The sequence below is a fragment of the Enterobacter cloacae complex sp. GF14B genome (genome assembly GCF_004136805.1).
Taxonomy (GTDB): Bacteria; Pseudomonadota; Gammaproteobacteria; order Enterobacterales; family Enterobacteriaceae; genus Enterobacter; species Enterobacter hormaechei_C.
Genome location: NZ_QFRV01000010.1, coordinates 1 through 16,889 on the forward strand (window position 1 = coordinate 1; position 16,889 = coordinate 16,889).

At 45.8% G+C, this 16,889-nt stretch carries 20 protein-coding genes; 13 read left to right on the plus strand and 7 right to left on the minus strand.

Annotation, left to right across the window (positions count from 1 at the left end; translation table 11 throughout):
* The coding region (locus DD606_RS26390; RefSeq protein ID WP_047353200.1) for a hypothetical protein at positions 1–95 on the minus strand (95 nt) is incomplete at its 3' end.
* Positions 96–133: 38 nt separating this feature from the next.
* Here DD606_RS26390 and pcoS point away from each other — a divergent pair.
* Together pcoS and DD606_RS05385 are read left to right on the plus strand one after the other, a co-directional pair.
* Positions 134–1,480 carry a copper resistance membrane spanning protein PcoS gene (gene pcoS, locus DD606_RS05380; RefSeq protein ID WP_004248839.1) on the plus strand — a complete coding sequence of 449 codons (1,347 nt, stop codon included), beginning with the start codon at positions 134–136 and terminating at the stop codon, positions 1,478–1,480.
* 217 nt (positions 1,481–1,697) lie between these two features.
* A complete protein-coding gene (locus DD606_RS05385; protein ID WP_000723070.1) occupies positions 1,698–2,132 on the plus strand; it encodes a hypothetical protein in 435 nt (144 codons plus the stop codon).
* 257 nt (positions 2,133–2,389) lie between these two features.
* On the opposite strand, the gene DD606_RS05390 is transcribed toward DD606_RS05385, so the two are convergent.
* Positions 2,390–3,505, minus strand: coding sequence for a nickel/cobalt efflux protein RcnA (locus tag DD606_RS05390; RefSeq protein ID WP_001572377.1), 1,116 nt, complete (start codon positions 3,503–3,505; stop codon positions 2,390–2,392).
* A 122-nt stretch (positions 3,506–3,627) separates the two neighbouring features.
* Between DD606_RS05390 and rcnR the strand changes: the two genes are divergently transcribed.
* The 3 genes from rcnR (at position 3,628) to DD606_RS05405 (ending at position 6,386) form a co-directional block, all read left to right on the plus strand.
* Entirely contained in the window at positions 3,628–3,900 is a 273-nt protein-coding gene (rcnR, locus tag DD606_RS05395) for a Ni(II)/Co(II)-binding transcriptional repressor RcnR (protein ID WP_000019951.1), read from the plus strand.
* 465 nt (positions 3,901–4,365) lie between these two features.
* Entirely contained in the window at positions 4,366–5,184 is an 819-nt protein-coding gene (locus DD606_RS05400; RefSeq protein ID WP_000193207.1) for a DUF4942 domain-containing protein, read from the plus strand.
* Complete coding sequence (locus tag DD606_RS05405; RefSeq protein WP_001371952.1) at positions 5,181–6,386, plus strand: hypothetical protein; 1,206 nt, start codon at positions 5,181–5,183, stop codon at positions 6,384–6,386. The genes DD606_RS05400 and DD606_RS05405 overlap by 4 nt, the downstream gene beginning before the upstream one ends.
* 63 nt (positions 6,387–6,449) lie before the next feature.
* Here DD606_RS05405 and DD606_RS05410 read toward each other — a convergent pair whose 3' ends face one another.
* From DD606_RS05410 to DD606_RS05420, 4 genes are read right to left on the minus strand one after another with little or no spacing between them, the layout of a single operon-like run.
* Positions 6,450–6,653 carry a hypothetical protein gene (locus DD606_RS05410; RefSeq protein ID WP_000121164.1) on the minus strand — a complete coding sequence of 68 codons (204 nt, stop codon included), beginning with the start codon at positions 6,651–6,653 and terminating at the stop codon, positions 6,450–6,452.
* 12 nt (positions 6,654–6,665) lie between these two features.
* Entirely contained in the window at positions 6,666–7,985 is a 1,320-nt protein-coding gene (locus DD606_RS05415; protein ID WP_000078513.1) for a DUF1173 family protein, read from the minus strand.
* Positions 7,986–8,007: 22 nt separating this feature from the next.
* Positions 8,008–8,175, minus strand: coding sequence for a hypothetical protein (locus DD606_RS25910; RefSeq protein WP_000220758.1), 168 nt, complete (start codon positions 8,173–8,175; stop codon positions 8,008–8,010).
* Positions 8,176–8,235: 60 nt separating this feature from the next.
* A complete protein-coding gene (locus DD606_RS05420; RefSeq protein WP_000833380.1) occupies positions 8,236–9,663 on the minus strand; it encodes a DNA cytosine methyltransferase in 1,428 nt (475 codons plus the stop codon).
* A gap of 214 nt (positions 9,664–9,877) precedes the next feature.
* Between DD606_RS05420 and DD606_RS05425 the strand changes: the two genes are divergently transcribed.
* From DD606_RS05425 to DD606_RS05475, 8 genes are all read left to right on the plus strand, one after another.
* The gene (locus tag DD606_RS05425) at positions 9,878–10,393 is read left to right on the plus strand and encodes a thermonuclease family protein (RefSeq protein ID WP_000464825.1); all 516 of its coding nucleotides are present in this window, start codon (positions 9,878–9,880) and stop codon (positions 10,391–10,393) included.
* A 2-nt stretch (positions 10,394–10,395) separates the two neighbouring features.
* Positions 10,396–11,292, plus strand: coding sequence for a hypothetical protein (locus DD606_RS05430; protein ID WP_000975181.1), 897 nt, complete (start codon positions 10,396–10,398; stop codon positions 11,290–11,292).
* Positions 11,293–11,339: 47 nt separating this feature from the next.
* Complete coding sequence (locus DD606_RS05435) at positions 11,340–11,654, plus strand: hypothetical protein (RefSeq protein WP_001005009.1); 315 nt, start codon at positions 11,340–11,342, stop codon at positions 11,652–11,654.
* A gap of 73 nt (positions 11,655–11,727) precedes the next feature.
* On the plus strand, positions 11,728–11,985 hold the full coding sequence (locus DD606_RS05440; RefSeq protein WP_000637193.1) for a hypothetical protein: 258 nt from the start codon (positions 11,728–11,730) through the stop codon (positions 11,983–11,985).
* A 986-nt stretch (positions 11,986–12,971) separates the two neighbouring features.
* Positions 12,972–13,169 (plus strand): hypothetical protein, encoded by a 198-nt coding sequence (locus DD606_RS05460; protein ID WP_001371914.1) that lies wholly within the window; start codon positions 12,972–12,974, stop codon positions 13,167–13,169.
* A gap of 140 nt (positions 13,170–13,309) precedes the next feature.
* On the plus strand, positions 13,310–13,585 hold the full coding sequence (locus DD606_RS05465) for a hypothetical protein (RefSeq protein ID WP_000864986.1): 276 nt from the start codon (positions 13,310–13,312) through the stop codon (positions 13,583–13,585).
* Positions 13,586–14,076: 491 nt separating this feature from the next.
* Positions 14,077–15,555 carry a SulP family inorganic anion transporter gene (locus DD606_RS05470; RefSeq protein ID WP_000927306.1) on the plus strand — a complete coding sequence of 493 codons (1,479 nt, stop codon included), beginning with the start codon at positions 14,077–14,079 and terminating at the stop codon, positions 15,553–15,555.
* Between the two features lie 18 nt (positions 15,556–15,573).
* Complete coding sequence (locus tag DD606_RS05475) at positions 15,574–16,401, plus strand: universal stress protein (protein ID WP_001066652.1); 828 nt, start codon at positions 15,574–15,576, stop codon at positions 16,399–16,401.
* Positions 16,402–16,460: 59 nt separating this feature from the next.
* On the opposite strand, the gene arsC is transcribed toward DD606_RS05475, so the two are convergent.
* The gene (arsC, locus tag DD606_RS05480) at positions 16,461–16,886 is read right to left on the minus strand and encodes a glutaredoxin-dependent arsenate reductase (RefSeq protein WP_000065802.1); all 426 of its coding nucleotides are present in this window, start codon (positions 16,884–16,886) and stop codon (positions 16,461–16,463) included.
* Between the last annotated feature and the right edge of the window lie 3 nt (positions 16,887–16,889).

Sequence of the window (16,889 nt, forward strand, 5' to 3'; positions counted from 1 at the left end):
GCTTTATTGTAGGTGGGCCAGTTGGTGATTTTGAACTTTTGCTTTGCCACGGAACGGTCTGCGTTGTCGGGAAGATGCGTGATCTGATCCTTCAACTCAGCAAAAGTTCGATTTATTCAACAAAGCCGCGGTGATGCTTACGGTATGGTGGTTATCAAGTTTTATCCTGATTAGCACCCTTAATGGCTATTTCGATAATCAGGACCGCGATTTTCTGACAGGTAAACTTCAGCTCACCGAAGAGTTTCTTAAAACAGAGACGTTCCGGAACAAAACGGATATTAAGTCATTATCAGAAAAAATAAACGATGCGATGGTAGGGCACAATGGTTTATTCATTTCTATAAAAAACATGGAAAATGAAAAAATTGTTGAACTCTATGCCAAAAATTCTGTTGTTCCAGCGGTCCTGCTTAATAAGTCGGGTGATATTCTCGACTATATGATCCAGACGGAAGAAAATAACACCGTGTACCGCAGTATCTCGCGGCGGGTTGCCGTGACGCCGGAACAGGGTAAAAGCAAACATGTCATCATTACGGTTGCCACGGATACTGGGTATCACACCCTGTTTATGGATAAGCTCAGTACCTGGCTGTTCTGGTTCAATATCGGTCTGGTCTTTATTTCTGTTTTTCTGGGCTGGCTGACCACACGTATTGGTCTGAAACCGCTACGGGAAATGACCAGTCTGGCTTCCTCCATGACCGTACACAGCCTGGATCAGCGTCTTAATCCCGATTTGGCTCCGCCGGAAATTTCTGAGACCATGCAGGAGTTCAATAACATGTTCGATCGCCTGGAGGGGTCATTCCGGAAACTGTCAGATTTCTCGTCTGACATCGCGCATGAGCTGCGCACAGCGGTCAGTAATCTGATGATGCAGACGCAGTTTGCACTGGCTAAGGAAAGGGATGTTTCGCATTACCGCGAAATCTTATTCGCTTACCTGGAAGAACTGAAAAGGTTGTCACGAATGACCAGTGATATGCTTTTTCTGGCACGTTCAGAGCATGGTCTGCTGCAGCTGGATAAACATGATGTGGATCTGGCCGCCGAACTGAATGAATTACGTGAGCTGTTCGAGCCTCTGGCAGACGAAACAGGAAAGACAATCACCGTTGAAGGAGAGGGCGTTGTTGCCGGAGACAGCGATATGCTGCGACGTGCTTTCAGTAACCTGCTTTCCAATGCAATCAAGTATTCTCCCGATAACACCTGTACAGCGATACACCTTGAGCGTGACAGTGACTGTGTGAACGTGATGATTACGAATACGATGTCCGGCCAGGTTCCCGCTAATCTGGAACGTTTGTTTGATCGGTTCTATCGAGCTGATTCATCAAGGGTCCACAACACGGAAGGCGCGGGGCTGGGATTATCAATTACAAGGTCGATCATTCATGCTCATGGCGGCGAGCTGTCAGCAGAACAGCAGGGGCGGGAAATTGTGTTCAGTGTGCGCCTGTTAATGGATTAATCCCGTTCTTCAGGAGAAACCTGGAAGGTGACAAAATTGTCATCATTCAGTCACGCGATAAACAGAGGCGGTTTTTTATAATCATACATAAATCAGGAGCAGAGTGATAACGCAATCGCCTGGTTCCTGGAGTGATGAATAACCCGCCCTGAGATCAAATGCTTTCTCTGTTATAAGCCGTTGATTGTTTGGGTATGAAAACACCGGAGACCCAACCATGAAAAAGATCCTTGTATCATTTGTTGCCATTATGGCTGTCGCTTCATCCGCCATGGCTGCAGAGACAATGAACATGCATGACCAGGTAAATAATGCCCAGGCACCCGCCCATCAGATGCAGTCAACCTCTGAAAAAAGCGCTGTTCAGGGAGACAGTATGACAATGATGGATATGAGCGGACACGATCAGGCTGCAATGTCCCATGAAATGATGCAAAACGGCAACGCTTCTGCCCACCAGGACATGGCGGAGATGCATAAAAAAATGATGAAAGGCAAACCAGGGGCCACCAACGAATCAGCAACGTCATTTTCAGAAATGAACGAGCATGAAAAAGCCGCTGTTGTGCACGAGAAGGCGAATAATGGTCAGTCTTCCGTTATTCATCAGCAGCAGGCTGAAAAGCATCGCAGCCAGATCACCCAGAATTAACCCGCAGCTCCACTTGTTAGACCCTCATTTGACGCCGAAGTCACTGGCTTACGCTCCCGTCCGGGAGCGTTTTTTTTATTCTTTCATTTATCATTGAGTCTTATGGGAATGGATTTAATCAGTTACTTAATCCCTGCCTCAGCAACAAGTCCCGGAAAGAGCAGCTTTATATTCCGGGTTTTTCTGCTCATAACCTCAACGGTGGCGCTTAGGATGTACTTTGTAAGTACCCAGAGTGTGTGTCATCAGTACCGGTGTTAATGCACCAGCCCATTCCAGCCATGTATACCCATGTAAATCCCAACAGCAGCAATCAGGGCGCTTGAAATATAGGGGGCTCTTCTGGCGATGGTATTGAAGCCACTCCAGCGTTTGGCGACCTGACGAACGCTGATCGCCGCACCCACTCCAACCGTTACGAGGGTCAATGCCAGGCCGATACTGAAACAAACAACCAGTGTGGCACCCAGCGTAAGCGCTTTAAGCTGAAGGCAGATCAACAATACAGTTATAGCTGCCGGGCAAGGGATAAGCCCTCCTGTCAGTCCAAATATCAGGATTTGCCCGTTGGTTACTTCTTTCCCGTCGAAGCGGCGTTTTATGTCATTGGCATGAGCCAGTTCGTGAGCGTCCTGATACTCTTTCGAATTCACATCCAGCCCATCAAGCTCAGAGTGGTCATGGTCATGGTCGTGTTCAGCGAACGCCACATCATAGTCATGGACATGACCACGATGTCCCAGAGACAGACGTACGTTGAAACTGTGAGGCTCAGGGATGGGAGATGTTGACTCCAGATAATCACCATGATCAACAAATTCAAAAGTCTGAGAGATCGTACTGTTTTCCCGAAGTGTGGTTAATGAGATATCTTCAGAAGCCCATCTTTGGCCACTAAGAGTGCGTAGCCGCCAGTGGGGAAGTTGTCCTTCTTCAAAAATGGACAGTTCAACTTTTCCATGGCCAGTATCGATCAACCTTGTTTCGTCATGGTGATGATGTTCATTCTCCTGCATTCCCTCCAGCCAGTTTTTCTCACCGCTCCAGGTTCGCCAGAACATCCAAAAAGCCGTACCAAGGATGATCACTGAAGAGACCATCTGTAGCCAGGGTTCGGCTGATTCTGCGGTAAATTTATTACTGATATACATCCCTCCAAAAGCAATCAGCCATACGACTGCAGTGTGCGACAATGTTGCCGCGACACCCAGCATCACGGCCTGACGTACGGTGCCTTTTATAGCAATGATGAATGCTGCCATCATTGTTTTGGAGTGCCCGGGCTCCAGTCCATGAAGCGCGCCAAGCAGAATGGCGCTGGGGATGAAAAACCATGCGTTGCCTTGCTGAAGAAGTGTCGTAAATTCGTTCATGAGAATCATTCTTGGTTATTAAGTGTAGGCCGGATTCTACTCCCCCCCAGTAAAATATACTACCCCCCAGTAGAATAACGCTGGTATAGTTACATAAAATATCCAGGAGAGTGAGAGCCCACATGTCACATACCATCCGCGATAAACAAAAACTGAAAGCACGTACAAGCAAGATCCAGGGGCAGGTTGCTGCGCTGAAAAAAATGCTTGATGAACCTCACGAATGTGCCGCTGTACTGCAACAAATAGCCGCCATACGTGGTGCCGTGAATGGTTTATTGCGTGAAGTGATTAAAGGACATTTGACTGAACATATTGTTCATGAAAGTGAAGAACAGAAACGAGAAGAAGACCTGGACGTTGTGCTGAAGGTTCTGGATTCTTACATCAAGTGACAGTTTGGCTAAAAGCCCTGAGCATTAATTTATCTAAATAACACGTTATCAAGTGACGGTTTTGGGCTGTTTGTAGCGGCATAGTGAGTTTGTTTAATCAATGAGCTTTAAGATGCCCCCCTTCATGCAAGGCAACGCGTACATTTCTGGTACATCTACTTCCCTTACTTTGCTCAGGGCAACCCACATTGTTAAAGCCTCTACTCGCTGACCATCAAAATCACCCAACGTCAGATAATGGAAAAAAATTTTGGATGACATTTTGAAACGTGTCCTCTGCTGTGAACGTCGAGAGATGCTACGCGAGAAAGGAGATGACCTACTTAGTATCCTGTTAAGTAGGTCTATCTGAAGAAGTAGACAACTTTAAAGTCTTTTTCATGTTAAAGGAGACAACTTTAATGTCTGTGTACACCTACCTTTGCTCAAATCAAAATGTTCTGACATACCAAAATGGAGTGTAAAATGACTCAAAACCAGGGTTCTGAGCCAGTACCGGCGAGCCGGACAGGGCAGCTCATCAGCGCCCGGGATATGGCCATGCAGAAATTCGAAGAAGGGATGCGGTTAATCTCGGAAGCGTCGGAACTGTGCGGTCTCTCTCTCTTCACCAGCAGAATTATGCAGCCCAACGCATTTGGTCTTCCGTCGTCACTGGATCGCACCATCGAGGAGGGGCGTAAGGAAATTGACCGTAAAACGTGGAAAAGGCTCTTTGAAGAAATAGGTATGGACCGGTACTGGAACCATAAGCAAAAAGAAGCCTTTAACGAATCCCTACGTACGGATCCGCCCGTCGCTTCCCTGGAGATTGTTAAGGGAACATTACAGCATGCACTGGCTAACAGACGAGACACGCTTGCAGAAGGTTTCGTTGATGTTCTCAACAAGCTTGACCGAAGTTTTAAAAGCAATGCACGGCAATATACAATGCCGAAAAAGCTTGTTCTTCGGGGGATTTTTCCTGGTGTGAACGTACTGAGGTACAACGGTTTCTCGCAGGACAATCACTTTTGTTTACGCGACTTTGAGAATATTGTATGCATCTGTTCTGATACTCCAACACCTGCAACCGGCGGTGGGCTGAGTATGGTCGACAGGCTGACGGCCATGAGAAATACAGATTTCACAGGCGAGGTCTGCGATGAGAATGGCTGGCGGTGTCGCCTGTTTGAGAATGGAAACGTTCATATTTGTATCGACAGTATCTCGCTTCTGAATGCTCTGAACGATCTTATCAGCATATATTTTGCAAACCAGCTTCCGGCCGCAGGAAAAAAATGATGATCGAAAACGATAAAGAAAAAAGCCTGAACGATGCTACCTCGCCAGAGGTGCAGAATGACATCCGCAGCGAATCCACAGAAAAATCAAAGGAAATGGGTCGTTCAAGGTACTCATCTATTGCGATGATCGATTACTTCAATGCAATCGAACGTCTGTGCGAAGAGAAAAAAATTAACCCGGAAAATATCGATCTGAGCTTCAAAGTTCACTGGCTCAGAAACGCTGTTGGCGGCTCGTTTGCAAGGTCACAGGAGATGTTCGCTGAGTACCAGAAGTATGTTAAAGAGGTTCCTGAAGAGGCCCGTTACCTGGATATACCCGATGAGGTGAAGGTTGCACTCGGCGATATTATCTCGTACATCACCTGGCACTACCGTAGAAGCTATACCGCAATACAGAGTGATAGTGTTAAAAAAGCTGAAGCACGTAGCATGCAGCTGGAGGAGGAGGTAACGCAGCTTTTACAGCGGCTTGAGCAAAGCGCTACCGATATGGATGAGCTGAAACTTGAGAATCAGGCGCTACAGGGTCGATTAGAGATCCGGGACAGTACCGTCAAGGAGTTAGAAACAAGGCTGAATGTTGCCGAAGCAGAACTCGAAACCTGCCATCACCAGTTAGATAGCACACGGCATGAATTAAGCCTCGCACAGCAGTCAAATGACTCACTCTCCCAGCAACTGGCTGAACGTAAAACAGAGATCGCTGGTCACCTTGAATATCAAAAAAAGCTGAACGAAGAGATCAACACTCAGCGTTCTGATAATGCCGGTCTTTCCAGACAATGCGACCAGTTAAGTCAGACTGTGTCAGATACAAAGGCAGAGAGGGACAGGTTTGAACAGGAATTGATTGCTGCACAGAACCTCTGTGCTGAGCTGAAAAGTGCACTGTCCGGGAAGGAGGGTGACCTGGTGGCGGTGAATGCCGAGCTTACTGAACTCCATAAACTAAACGAGTCGCTGAGCGCCGACCTGAAAAAAGTAACTTTGGTCAGCCAGGGCTATGAAGCGGAAGTGGCTGAACAAAGCAGTGAATTAAAAACGCTCCAGTCCAAAGTAATGAAGCTGGAAGCTACCCTGGAGGCAGAGAAAACAATCTCAGAATCCCTGAAAGGCACCATTGATACATTGACTGGTGCAATGGCAGGGGGAGGTACTGGAAAGTCAAAACAGCCGCGTAGTAGAAAAACATCATGATAAATGAAGCCAGGTTGATAGACTTCTCTGCATCCCCTGGCACAGTAGACCTTCTGCGGACATTCAGCCCGTCCGCAGGAGTTTTCGTCCTTCAGTCAACAAATGCACTACCTTTTTTGAGTCTCCACTTTCCAGTGCAGAAAACACGTTACCGATTTTACCAACAGCTTGTATCTGAGTGATAACCCCAGTCTTGTAATCATCAAGGATCCCTGACAGGAAAGCGTTCAGTTTTGTCTGTTCGCTTAGTGAAAGCATGTATGACATTTTTTCTCCATTTTAAGCAGGTGTGCCAGTTGAAAGAGGTTTACGTGATTCTGGAAAATGAGGCAGCACCATAGTTTCAGATGCTGTGGTCGCATCCCAGTGCCACCATCCATAAGGCCCATATTCACGGTTGTAATAATCTTTTTTGAGTTGCTTTCGGGCCAGATAAGCAGGAGTGGCCATACCAAATACTTCCATCGGGAACGGCTTATCGCTTTTTGTGTCGAGCAGGTAGAAGTCAGGGAACACCTCACTAATACTCGCATCATAACGCATGGGCTTAACGTACTGCCGGTGCTCTGCATCCAGCTTTTCTGCAACAACCGCCTCATAGGAGGAGTCCAGAGGTATCCAGTTCTCGCTAACGTGCATCAGCACAATTTGATGAGCTCTTACAGAAGGGCCTCTGCCGGTTACCGCAGCTGGTGACGTCAACGCAAAGACAACTATTTTCGCCCCGGATTTCCATGCTGCGTACTCCGATGAAAATCGTTTCTTTACGCTATCCCAATGGCCTTCTGAATTGAAAAAAATCAGCGGTAGCCCCCCAAAATTCCGCAGGGGTAAAAATTTAAGTGGCTTCTCATGCTTTTCAGCATCGTAGCGAGGTAAAACTGACAGGAGCATGAGACGTTTATCACTCATCGCCTGTGATGAAAGACGCTGAATTTGCGACTGAGCGACAGGTTGTTTCGGGTCAGGTACACCAATGAATAAATGGTCACCTATGCAGGCTCTGCCGGTACGAATTTGTTTAGCGGTTTCAAGCAGACGATACCGTACCAGTGAATCGTTACGTTTCCCTGCCATTTTCGGGTACCAGACATTCAGACCAGACTCTGTCCACAAAAGACTAAGCAAGCCCAGGAGGGTCATTGAGGCCTGACCTCCTTCTGGTCGCTGAACATGGGGCAGGGGAGGCACTTCTGATTTTTCAGGAGGATCTTTCTCTGTCATACCGATACCGAGCCTTACAGCCATATCACCTTCGGTTGTAATCCGGACCACACCACTCGCATATCCTTTCAGGCCGGTATGCCGGGCATCAAGGGAGAAGAATACACAGGAAGGATCATGCTCAATGCCCGTGTTAGCGGCTTTGACGAGAATAAAGGCATCACCGTTCGGTAAAGCACGAACATAAAGTCGCTTTTCTCCTTTTCCACGACATCCGCAGGTGATGACTGATTTTTGACCTGAGGTGTGGTGTGCCTTTTTAAGAGCCGACTGCCACCCTTTAGCAAACTCATCCTGCGTTTGAAAGTCAGGTGAGTACCTTTTGACGTTTGGATCGTCGTCGTAAGCAATCATCACTGCGAATTTTTGGCTCATAGTAGTCTCCTAAACAGGAAGTTTAATATCCCAACCAAAGCAACACTTCCTGAGCGTCATACTGTTCCTTTACGCCCATGTCGCTAAAGAATTCTTCGAAATCTGTTTCGGGAACGCAATGCCTGGACAGTTCTTGTAATGCTCGTTCTTTAGATACCGTCTCACCTTCAGCTGATTCGAAATACGTCATGGTTGACCTCTGACATTATTACAACAATCTTAAGCATTTAAATTGATGAAGGAGCTCAGGTCAGCTGACTTCGTCGTAAAACTGCCGCAAGCGCTGGGAGGCTGCAAATTCAATTCGAGACTTCAGCAGTTTGGCGACGGCCGCAAAGACATCAACGACCACGGAGTTCCCAAACTGTCTGTAAGCCTGTGTATTGGACACAGGGATACGGAAAACACTTTCCCCGGGTTTATCGAAGCCCATTAGCCTGCTGCATTCACGTGGCGTTAGCATGCGTGGCCGACGGTCCATGTTGTATGTGTTATGGAAATCAGTTTCTCCCAGCTCATGAGACCAGCCCCGATCAATAAGAATTTCAGATCCGTCTTTCATATAGCGGCTTGAGAGGGTTCTGGTGACACTATTAACATTGGAAGGATCTACTAGTCCAAAACCAAAACCATTGCCTTTTGCCGCATGTTTCTTTGCATAGTTGTATAAGTACTCCCAGAGTTTAGGGGAGAGGATGTATTTACTATCTACGCTCGGATCCAGTAAATCTGAGAGAGAAGGGCGCTTGTCCGGATAAAAGTCTTTAATGTCTCTCAGAGTAAAACCGTCTTTCAGACGTAGGTCGCGGCGAAAACCAATAAGGACGATACGTTCACGGTGCTGGGGTCGGAAATGACGGCCATCGATGACTTTAGGATCATCCGCGCCCGTGCTTTCGCTGTTTGCGACGTCGTAGCCAAGCTCATCGAGCGTTTTCATGATGATGTTAAAGGTATTACCCTTATCGTGACTCTTCAGATTTTTTACGTTTTCCAGAACAAAAATTGCAGGTTGTTTTGCCCGGATGATCCTGGCCACATCAAAGAAGAGCGTACCCTGAGTGTCGCACTCGAAACCGTGTTTGCGACCCATAGAGTTCTTTTTACTGACACCGGCGATGCTGAATGGCTGGCATGGAAATCCCGCAAGAAGAACATCATGATCCGGGATAGAGGCATCGATAAATTTGTATGCCTCGTCATCAGTAACCTCGGGCCGGTTGCTAAGAGTGATGTCACGGATGTCTGAATTGAAGCGGTGCTCGTTCTCATCGCAATACCAGTTCGCCCGGTAAGTACGGCTGGAATAAGTATTCCATTCGCTCGTGAAAAGACATTTACCACCGATGGCATCAAATCCGCTTCGCAGTCCACCTATCCCTGCAAACAGATCGATAAAGCTAAAGTGCCTGTCCTCATAATCAGCAGGTCGTGAAGGTATTAAAGTCTGTAGATAGCGTCCATCTGCGATACTCAGATCACAATGCTCAGGTATGCATGTAACCTGACGTTTAAGGGATGCACGGGACCAATTACTGCCATTTTCATCATTTAATACCTGAGCCAGATATTTCAGGTCATAAATAGTCGAAGCTGTTAACAAAGTTTTGTGGATCAGAGATGGTGTTTTATCCACATCATTCAGGTCTGTCTCAAGATCATGAGTGTAACGTTTCATCCAAACTCTCTCAGGAATAATATCTTTGAGATAGATTAACACGCTTAATTTGGATTATTTTTTGGTTCAGGTTCTAAATTTATTGTGATTATTCTGCCTTTAAGTTGCAAAAAGATTGGTTTTAAGCCCGCCCATGAAATAATGACTTGTTAAAATACTGCCTGTAAATAGGCTTGTGGATACATGTCTGTACTCAACAAATTCAGGTGAAATGATGTTTTTTTTTACAAAGTTACTTTTGCCCATCATGATTGTTGTATTCCCAGTGGCGTCCTGGGGGAACTCAACAACTTTTGAGGCAAAGGTGGTTAAGATTGTTGACGGTGACACCATAACTGCGTTGGATGCTCAAAACACAACCATCAAAATACGGATGTATGGTATAGACGCTCCTGAATCTAAACAGGCTTTTGGCCAAAAAGCAAAACAGGCCTTAACCACAGCTATAGCAACTAAAATCGTTACCGTGATAGACCATGGTACGGATATCTATGGCCGTATGTTAGGTACCATCTGGTTAGATGGATATGATATCAATGCCTCTATGGTGGACAGTGGATATGCGTGGGTTTATCGGTTCGAAGATAACGCCATTGTCCCTGGCTATATCAAATATGAATCCGCAGCACAAAAGGAGGCAAAAGGGTTATGGGCAGACACCAACCCTGTCCCACCATGGCAGTGGAGACAGGCAAACGAAAAGCCCAGAAAGGTGAAAGGGAAGAAATAACCATGATGAAAGAGCCTCATCCGTTACTTCAGTTGGTACTAAACGATTCCGGTCGTCTAACCATGCCTGTTTATTATAGAGATCAACAGTATTGCCCGACTTGCCTTACAAAGGTGTTGAAGAGTGAGGATGGAAGTTTGGCGCACCTCGGGGAAATAAATCAAAATACATGTAGACCTTCTATTTCAGTAGTTGTGACAAAAGCAATTATTGAAATGTTATGTGACGGGGAAAAAATATTTGTAAATCCAATACGATACCGAGGCCGGGTGCTGGCACCCTCAGTAATTTTTTCTCCCGACACTCACACTTTCAAACCGTTTATAAATACAGACTATCAGCCTGTGGGAGCAAACTGGAAAAGTGAAAAGGGATATAAACTCGGTCTGTTTTATCTCAAAGATCGAGCCAACTCTATCAATAAAGAGGAATTTGATTTCATTGCCGTTATAGACCCTAAGGCAATGCAGAAAGAATTTATTTCGGCCTGGTCTGAGGTTGATGAAAAAAATCCATTGGAAACGCTGAAGCAGATCTTACGATCTAAAAACAACTCTTCTTTATGGGTAAAATGGCCTGGCAAAATTGAGCATGCGCAAAAAGGAAATTGCAACGAAAATTACTGGTTCGATTATCAATCTGATAATCAGGAAGTGAACTGTACGGTCTCTGTTGTAGGTATCGAAGGTAACAGTTCCGGTGAGACAATTTATAGATTGCAAACTTTGCTAAAGCGTAAGCTCAATGAATATCAACTGGTTCGGTCTTTAGGGACTATTATGCTTCTTGATAATACCGGGAATATGATTCCATCAAACCATCCTTATTTTGAAGTCATCTCAAAAGCATGTATAAATGGAGTGCGTGACTTTGTTCGTCAAAACCCGTGGGTAGTCTGACGGTCAACTATAAAGCATAATATAATTAGTAATAACAAGGAACAGACATGAATGAAAACTCAGTAATCTTAATAAGTTTATTTTGGTTTTTTTTTGGATCGAGTGTTGTAGCTGGTTTTATGGATGCATCATTATATTGCTGGATTTTTGCAGCCATAAGCGCATTGTTTCTTCTTTCGGTGATACAAACACCAAAGGAGTTAACGGTATCTATTCTTCTTGCGGTACTTATGGCAAGCTCCGCAGGTGTTTTCATTCTGGCTTATAAAGTCAAAACGAATGTCGTTTCACCAATCTATCTCTTAAAAAAGCCTACTGCATACATGGCTGAAATAGATAACCGAAGGATTCATGGTTACTAAATATTTTGCAATTGCATCATTTGACGGTCCGGGTTTATTTACCCACAGCATCGACTAATTCAAGAGGTTACATATGATAGTTTCAGAAGCAATTTTTTATTCTTCTATTATTTCCTGGGTTCTTTATTGGTGGTTTATTGGAAATATTACTAAAAAGGTAGGGATGCTTGTTGTTCCACTCACGCTTACCTTCGGATGTTACATTTATGCAATTCATTTGGATGATTCCGAACAGCAAACCAATTTACGTTGGGAGCAGATCGGTTTTATTACCTTTATAATTGTGATAATGTGGGCAGGAAAGTTTGTGATGAAAAGACTATCTGAATGATGATCTAATCCACACTTTTCGATATCTTAGAAAAGTAACTTTGTGAGCAAACAGTCATATGACATGCAAAACGCTGATCTCAAAGACAGATGATGGATACACATTTAGCATTTCACCTTACGAAGACGGGTACCGCTTATCAGTCTCGCCTGAAAATCGTCACAATGGTACCCAAAGCTTTGACGGCTGGTTCCCACGTTTTTTTTCCGAACCACAGTATGCCAAATCATCTTTAACTAAGTTTCTCGGTGAGTCCTTAGTATGGGAAGAAGATTCAAGTAATGCTCTATGAGATTACTTATTATAAATTTTTCTATTAATCTCCATGGAGTGATATATGAATTTGGCCTATTTTTTATTTTTGTCTATAACTGTTATGCTTACGAGCTTTATTATTAAATCACTTGTCGTATTGGTAAAGTTCAAATTACTTCGTGATGAACGTCTCGAATATACCAGCAATAAAAATATTGATGAGATGTACGATTTAATGAATGCGAAGGAAGAAATCCTCATAAGGCATCATAAGCAGATGTTGGCATTGCATCTTTCACTATTAATATTCGTTCTATTTATTGCTTACATTTACTAAAAATAATTTTATTCAACATTTCAACAAAGGGTTTTCAATGGAAAGCTTCGAAACTGAACAAATGATTCAATATGCTTTCTACATAAATATCGTAATAACGACTGGTTTGGCATGGTTTTGCTTGCGGTCAGGATTGCATTACAATTTTTTCAGAAAAGCAGAGAGTGCCAGAACAAAAGGGCTGAGTAGTACCTCTACTGAACACGGTCCAGCAATTGTGAGAATAAAGAAGCTACAAGCATTAGTAGATTTTATTAGTAACTGTGCTTTTCTAATCCTTTCAATTGGCACAGCTTATATTTTGTATTTTTGGATCCACAGTTAACTCATACAAGGTAACTTCGGCAAATAACAACTTCTAATGCAGGACTTTAATAACTATAACGGATGCTACATGAAAAACGACAGTTTAATTACGCGGTATAAAATACTTAAAGGCGAACGCGATGAGTCTATCTTCACCATAATAATCGCGCTAGTAGTAAAGCTGGGGCTGGTAGCCCTGGCATTCTATCTGTTGCTTGGTTCCACGATTGATTGGTCAAGCTGGAAAACCTATGCCGCCATGTTGATCTTTGGAGCATTTCTCTAAAAGGATGACCACGGCAATACCAGGTCAGACAACAAGGTCGTTAGCATGATCGTTGGAAGCAACGGAAGCACCTTGAAAAAGGTCGGCAGCACTATAAAATCCATCAGCAATGCACACAAATAAACTACTGGTATCTTAAAATGAAAGTGAAAGAGTTGATCGCCATGCTGAACGAAAGAGACCCTGAGGCAATTGTTCTGATTTCCGGCTATGAAACGATCGGCGGCACGGAAGTCGCAGAAGCTGATTTGCTCATTGATATGCAGTCAATATGCTTAGAACAGGCTGATAATCTCACAGGAAACCGTAAAGTTGTTTCTTCCGGTGGTGAAGATTCAGTTTGGTTAGGCTGGAAAGATGATTACCGTACAAAGGTGTTTTTAGAAGATGCCCAAATTCCTGATCAAGATGAATGACGGTCAGCGTTGGCTTCAAAGGCAATCTATCAGTACGTGAAACGTAAATGTTAAAAAATAACCACATATGAATCAATAACTTATGTCAAAGCTAAGTAGAGATGTCCGGGGTGGGGCAAAGTTCAAATGTCCTTTGATAATATTGAATTCCTGGATAAAAATCGCATCTTAACCTCTTCGTTTGAGTACCTTGTTGGGTTGACCCCGTATTCGCTTTATTTGTAGTATTGGGCTGCTTTGAAGTGTTTCATGTTCAAACGCGACGTGTTCTGTAAGTTCTTCCTGACAACAGAGCCGACAATATATACACATCCGCTATGGAGAATCTGACAACCGCTATGCGTATTACGCCACCCTGAGTTTTTCCTTCCTCTGTCGTACTGAGCAAGCCTCAGCACGCACTCAATAACATCCCGTCTGCGGATGTGCTTTACCGTACGTAAAAATGTAGCCCTCCAGGGCTGACTGTATCTAAAAACTGAGAAATTACTATGTTGCTGTCCTCGACGCGTAAGGACTGGCTGGGTAACGTCCGTGGTGACGTTCTGGCCGGTATTGTTGTCGCGCTCGCACTCATTCCAGAAGCGATCGCCTTTTCCATTATCGCCGGTGTTGATCCCCAGGTGGGCCTCTACTCGGCGTTCTGTATTCCTCTCGTTATGGCCTTCTTTGGCGGACGTCCGGCGATGATTTCGTCCTCCACCGGTGCAATGGCTCTCCTGATGGTGACGCTGGTGAAAGATCATGGCTTACAGTATTTACTGGCTGCCTCCATACTGACCGGGGTATTCCAGCTGATAGCCGGATATCTGAAGCTTGGCGGGCTGATGCGTTTTGTTTCACGCTCAGTGGTCACGGGGTTTGTTAATGCACTGGCAATACTGATTTTTATGGCCCAGTTGCCTGAGCTGACCAATGTGACATGGCATGTTTATGCCATGACTGCGGCAGGGCTGGGGATCATCTATCTCTTCCCTTATATCAACAAAACCATTCCTTCACCGCTTGTGTGCATCGTGGTGCTGACTGGGATTGCCATGTGGCTGCATCTGGATGTGCGAACCGTCGGGGATATGGGGAAACTTCCCGACAGTCTGCCGGTCTTCCTGCTCCCGGACGTGCCTTTAAATCTTCAGACGCTGCTCATCATCCTGCCATATTCTGCGGGGCTTGCGGTGGTTGGCCTGCTTGAGTCGATGATGACCGCCACTATCGTGGATGACATGACCGACACGCCAAGCGACAAAAACAGGGAGTGCAAAGCTCAGGGCATCGCGAACATCTGCACATCCTTTATCGGAGGAATGGCAGGCTGCGCGATGATTGGGCAATCTGTTATCAACGTAAAATCCGGTGGACGCGGACGACTTTCAACCCTCACGGCGGGCGTGGTGCTGCTTTGCCTGATTGTGTTCCTGCGCAACTGGGTCTCCCAAATTCCGATGGCAGCGCTGGTCGCGGTGATGATTATGGTTTCCATCGGGACATTCTCCTGGCGCTCCATTGCCAACCTGCGGACACACCCCCTTTCAACCAGCGTGGTCATGCTTGCCACCGTCGCGGTTGTGGTGGCAACACATAATCTGGCCTTCGGTGTGCTGACCGGTGTACTGATTGCTTCGCTCAATTTTGCCACTAAAGTATCCCGGTTCATGCGTGTAACCTCAGTTCTGGAGGGGACGAGCCGGACGTATACCGTCACCGGCCAGGTATTCTTTGCATCAGCAGACCGCTTTACGAGCCACTTTGATTTCCGTGAAGCGATTGAGAATGTGGTGATAGACGTTTCACATGCCCATTTCTGGGACATCACGTCCGTCAGCGCCCTGGATAAGGTGGTCATTAAGTTCCGTAGAGAGGGCGCCGGGGTTGAAATACGTGGGATGAATGAAGCCACCCGCACCATCGTTGACCGGTTTGGTGTTCACGATAAACCTGAAGAAGTCGAAAAACTGATGGGCGGTCATTAACAGACTGGAGGGAAAACTATGAATAATACTGTTACAGCCTGTGTGGACGGTTCACTTTCAACGCGGTCAGTGTGTGAATATGCGGCGTGGGCAGCCCGCACTTTGCAATCACAGCTAGCACTGTTGCACGTTATCGAAAAAGACAGCACCCCGGTAGTGTCAGACCTGACCGGCACTCTCGGCATAGACAGTCAGCAATTGCTGACCGATGAGCTGGTAGAAATTGAAGGGCAACGTAATCGCCTGCTGATGGCCCAGGGGAAAGCAATACTGGAAAGTTGTGCTGAACTGCTTCAAAAACAGGGAAGCCCGGATGTGCTTTTGATGCAAAAACACGGTACACCGGATGAAGTTCTGGCAGAGCTGAGCGACCTTCGTCTCATGGTGCTGGGGCGTCGGGGTAGCCAGCATCCGGTAGGCTCTCATCTGGAAAGCGTTATTCGTCTGCAAAAGAAACCCCTACTGGTTGTTCCGGAGAACTACTCAGTGCCTTCCAGAGTCATGCTGGCTTATGATGGCAGTGAAGAAAGCAGGAGTAACCTGGAACGTCTGACGATGAGTCCCTTACTCAGGGGGCTGGAGTGCCACCTTGTCATGGTAAACGGTAAGAAGGAAGAGCTGCTGACCGCACAGCAAATTTTACGTGACGCGGATATAGAAAACAGCACAACACATCTTACCGGGCAATCAGTCGGGGACGCGCTTATTCGTTACGCCGAGGAAAATGCTGTCGATCTGATAGTGATGGGGGCCTACGGTCATTCCAGGTTGCGGCAGTTCTTTATCGGTAGTCATACCTCCGAAATGCTGCAAAAGACGCAACAACCGCTTCTTATCCTCCGTTAGCACTGATTATCTTAAATAAAAAAGGGCGAGTTCTCTCGCCCTTCGTCACAAGAACACGTTTAGTTCAGCCGGTTACCTTTTTCATCAACTACCTTCTCACCGTCCTCTTTCGTGAACGCGCTTTTCTGCGCATCGGGAAGAATATCCAGCACGACTTCAGAAGGGCGGCATAGCCGGGTACCCAGCGGCGTTACCACGATAGGGCGATTGATCAGAACAGGGTGCTGCAACATAAAATCGATTAACTGCTCGTCAGTAAAGCGGTCTTCCGCCAGCCCTAACGCTTCAAAAGGTTCGACATTCTTACGCAGCAGCGCTCGTACCGTGATCCCCATATCCGCAATGAGTTTTACCAGCTCAGCTCGTGATGGTGGGGTTTCAAGATAATGAATAACGGTCGGCTCTGTACCGCTGTTGCGGATCATTTCAAGGGTATTGCGTGACGTGCCGCAGGCCGGGTTGTGATAAATGGTAATGTTGCTCATATC

Coding starts and splice junctions, on each gene's coding strand:
- pcoS (WP_004248839.1), top strand. CDS start 134: ATGCTTACGGTATGGTGGTTATCAAGTTTTATCCTGATTAGCACCCTT.
- DD606_RS05385 (WP_000723070.1), top strand. CDS start 1,698: ATGAAAAAGATCCTTGTATCATTTGTTGCCATTATGGCTGTCGCTTCA.
- DD606_RS05390 (WP_001572377.1), bottom strand. CDS start 3,505: ATGAACGAATTTACGACACTTCTTCAGCAAGGCAACGCATGGTTTTTC.
- rcnR (WP_000019951.1), top strand. CDS start 3,628: ATGTCACATACCATCCGCGATAAACAAAAACTGAAAGCACGTACAAGC.
- DD606_RS05400 (WP_000193207.1), top strand. CDS start 4,366: ATGACTCAAAACCAGGGTTCTGAGCCAGTACCGGCGAGCCGGACAGGG.
- DD606_RS05405 (WP_001371952.1), top strand. CDS start 5,181: ATGATGATCGAAAACGATAAAGAAAAAAGCCTGAACGATGCTACCTCG.
- DD606_RS05410 (WP_000121164.1), bottom strand. CDS start 6,653: ATGTCATACATGCTTTCACTAAGCGAACAGACAAAACTGAACGCTTTC.
- DD606_RS05415 (WP_000078513.1), bottom strand. CDS start 7,985: ATGAGCCAAAAATTCGCAGTGATGATTGCTTACGACGACGATCCAAAC.
- DD606_RS25910 (WP_000220758.1), bottom strand. CDS start 8,175: ATGACGTATTTCGAATCAGCTGAAGGTGAGACGGTATCTAAAGAACGA.
- DD606_RS05420 (WP_000833380.1), bottom strand. CDS start 9,663: ATGAAACGTTACACTCATGATCTTGAGACAGACCTGAATGATGTGGAT.
- DD606_RS05425 (WP_000464825.1), top strand. CDS start 9,878: ATGTTTTTTTTTACAAAGTTACTTTTGCCCATCATGATTGTTGTATTC.
- DD606_RS05430 (WP_000975181.1), top strand. CDS start 10,396: ATGATGAAAGAGCCTCATCCGTTACTTCAGTTGGTACTAAACGATTCC.
- DD606_RS05435 (WP_001005009.1), top strand. CDS start 11,340: ATGAATGAAAACTCAGTAATCTTAATAAGTTTATTTTGGTTTTTTTTT.
- DD606_RS05440 (WP_000637193.1), top strand. CDS start 11,728: ATGATAGTTTCAGAAGCAATTTTTTATTCTTCTATTATTTCCTGGGTT.
- DD606_RS05460 (WP_001371914.1), top strand. CDS start 12,972: ATGAAAAACGACAGTTTAATTACGCGGTATAAAATACTTAAAGGCGAA.
- DD606_RS05465 (WP_000864986.1), top strand. CDS start 13,310: ATGAAAGTGAAAGAGTTGATCGCCATGCTGAACGAAAGAGACCCTGAG.
- DD606_RS05470 (WP_000927306.1), top strand. CDS start 14,077: ATGTTGCTGTCCTCGACGCGTAAGGACTGGCTGGGTAACGTCCGTGGT.
- DD606_RS05475 (WP_001066652.1), top strand. CDS start 15,574: ATGAATAATACTGTTACAGCCTGTGTGGACGGTTCACTTTCAACGCGG.
- arsC (WP_000065802.1), bottom strand. CDS start 16,886: ATGAGCAACATTACCATTTATCACAACCCGGCCTGCGGCACGTCACGC.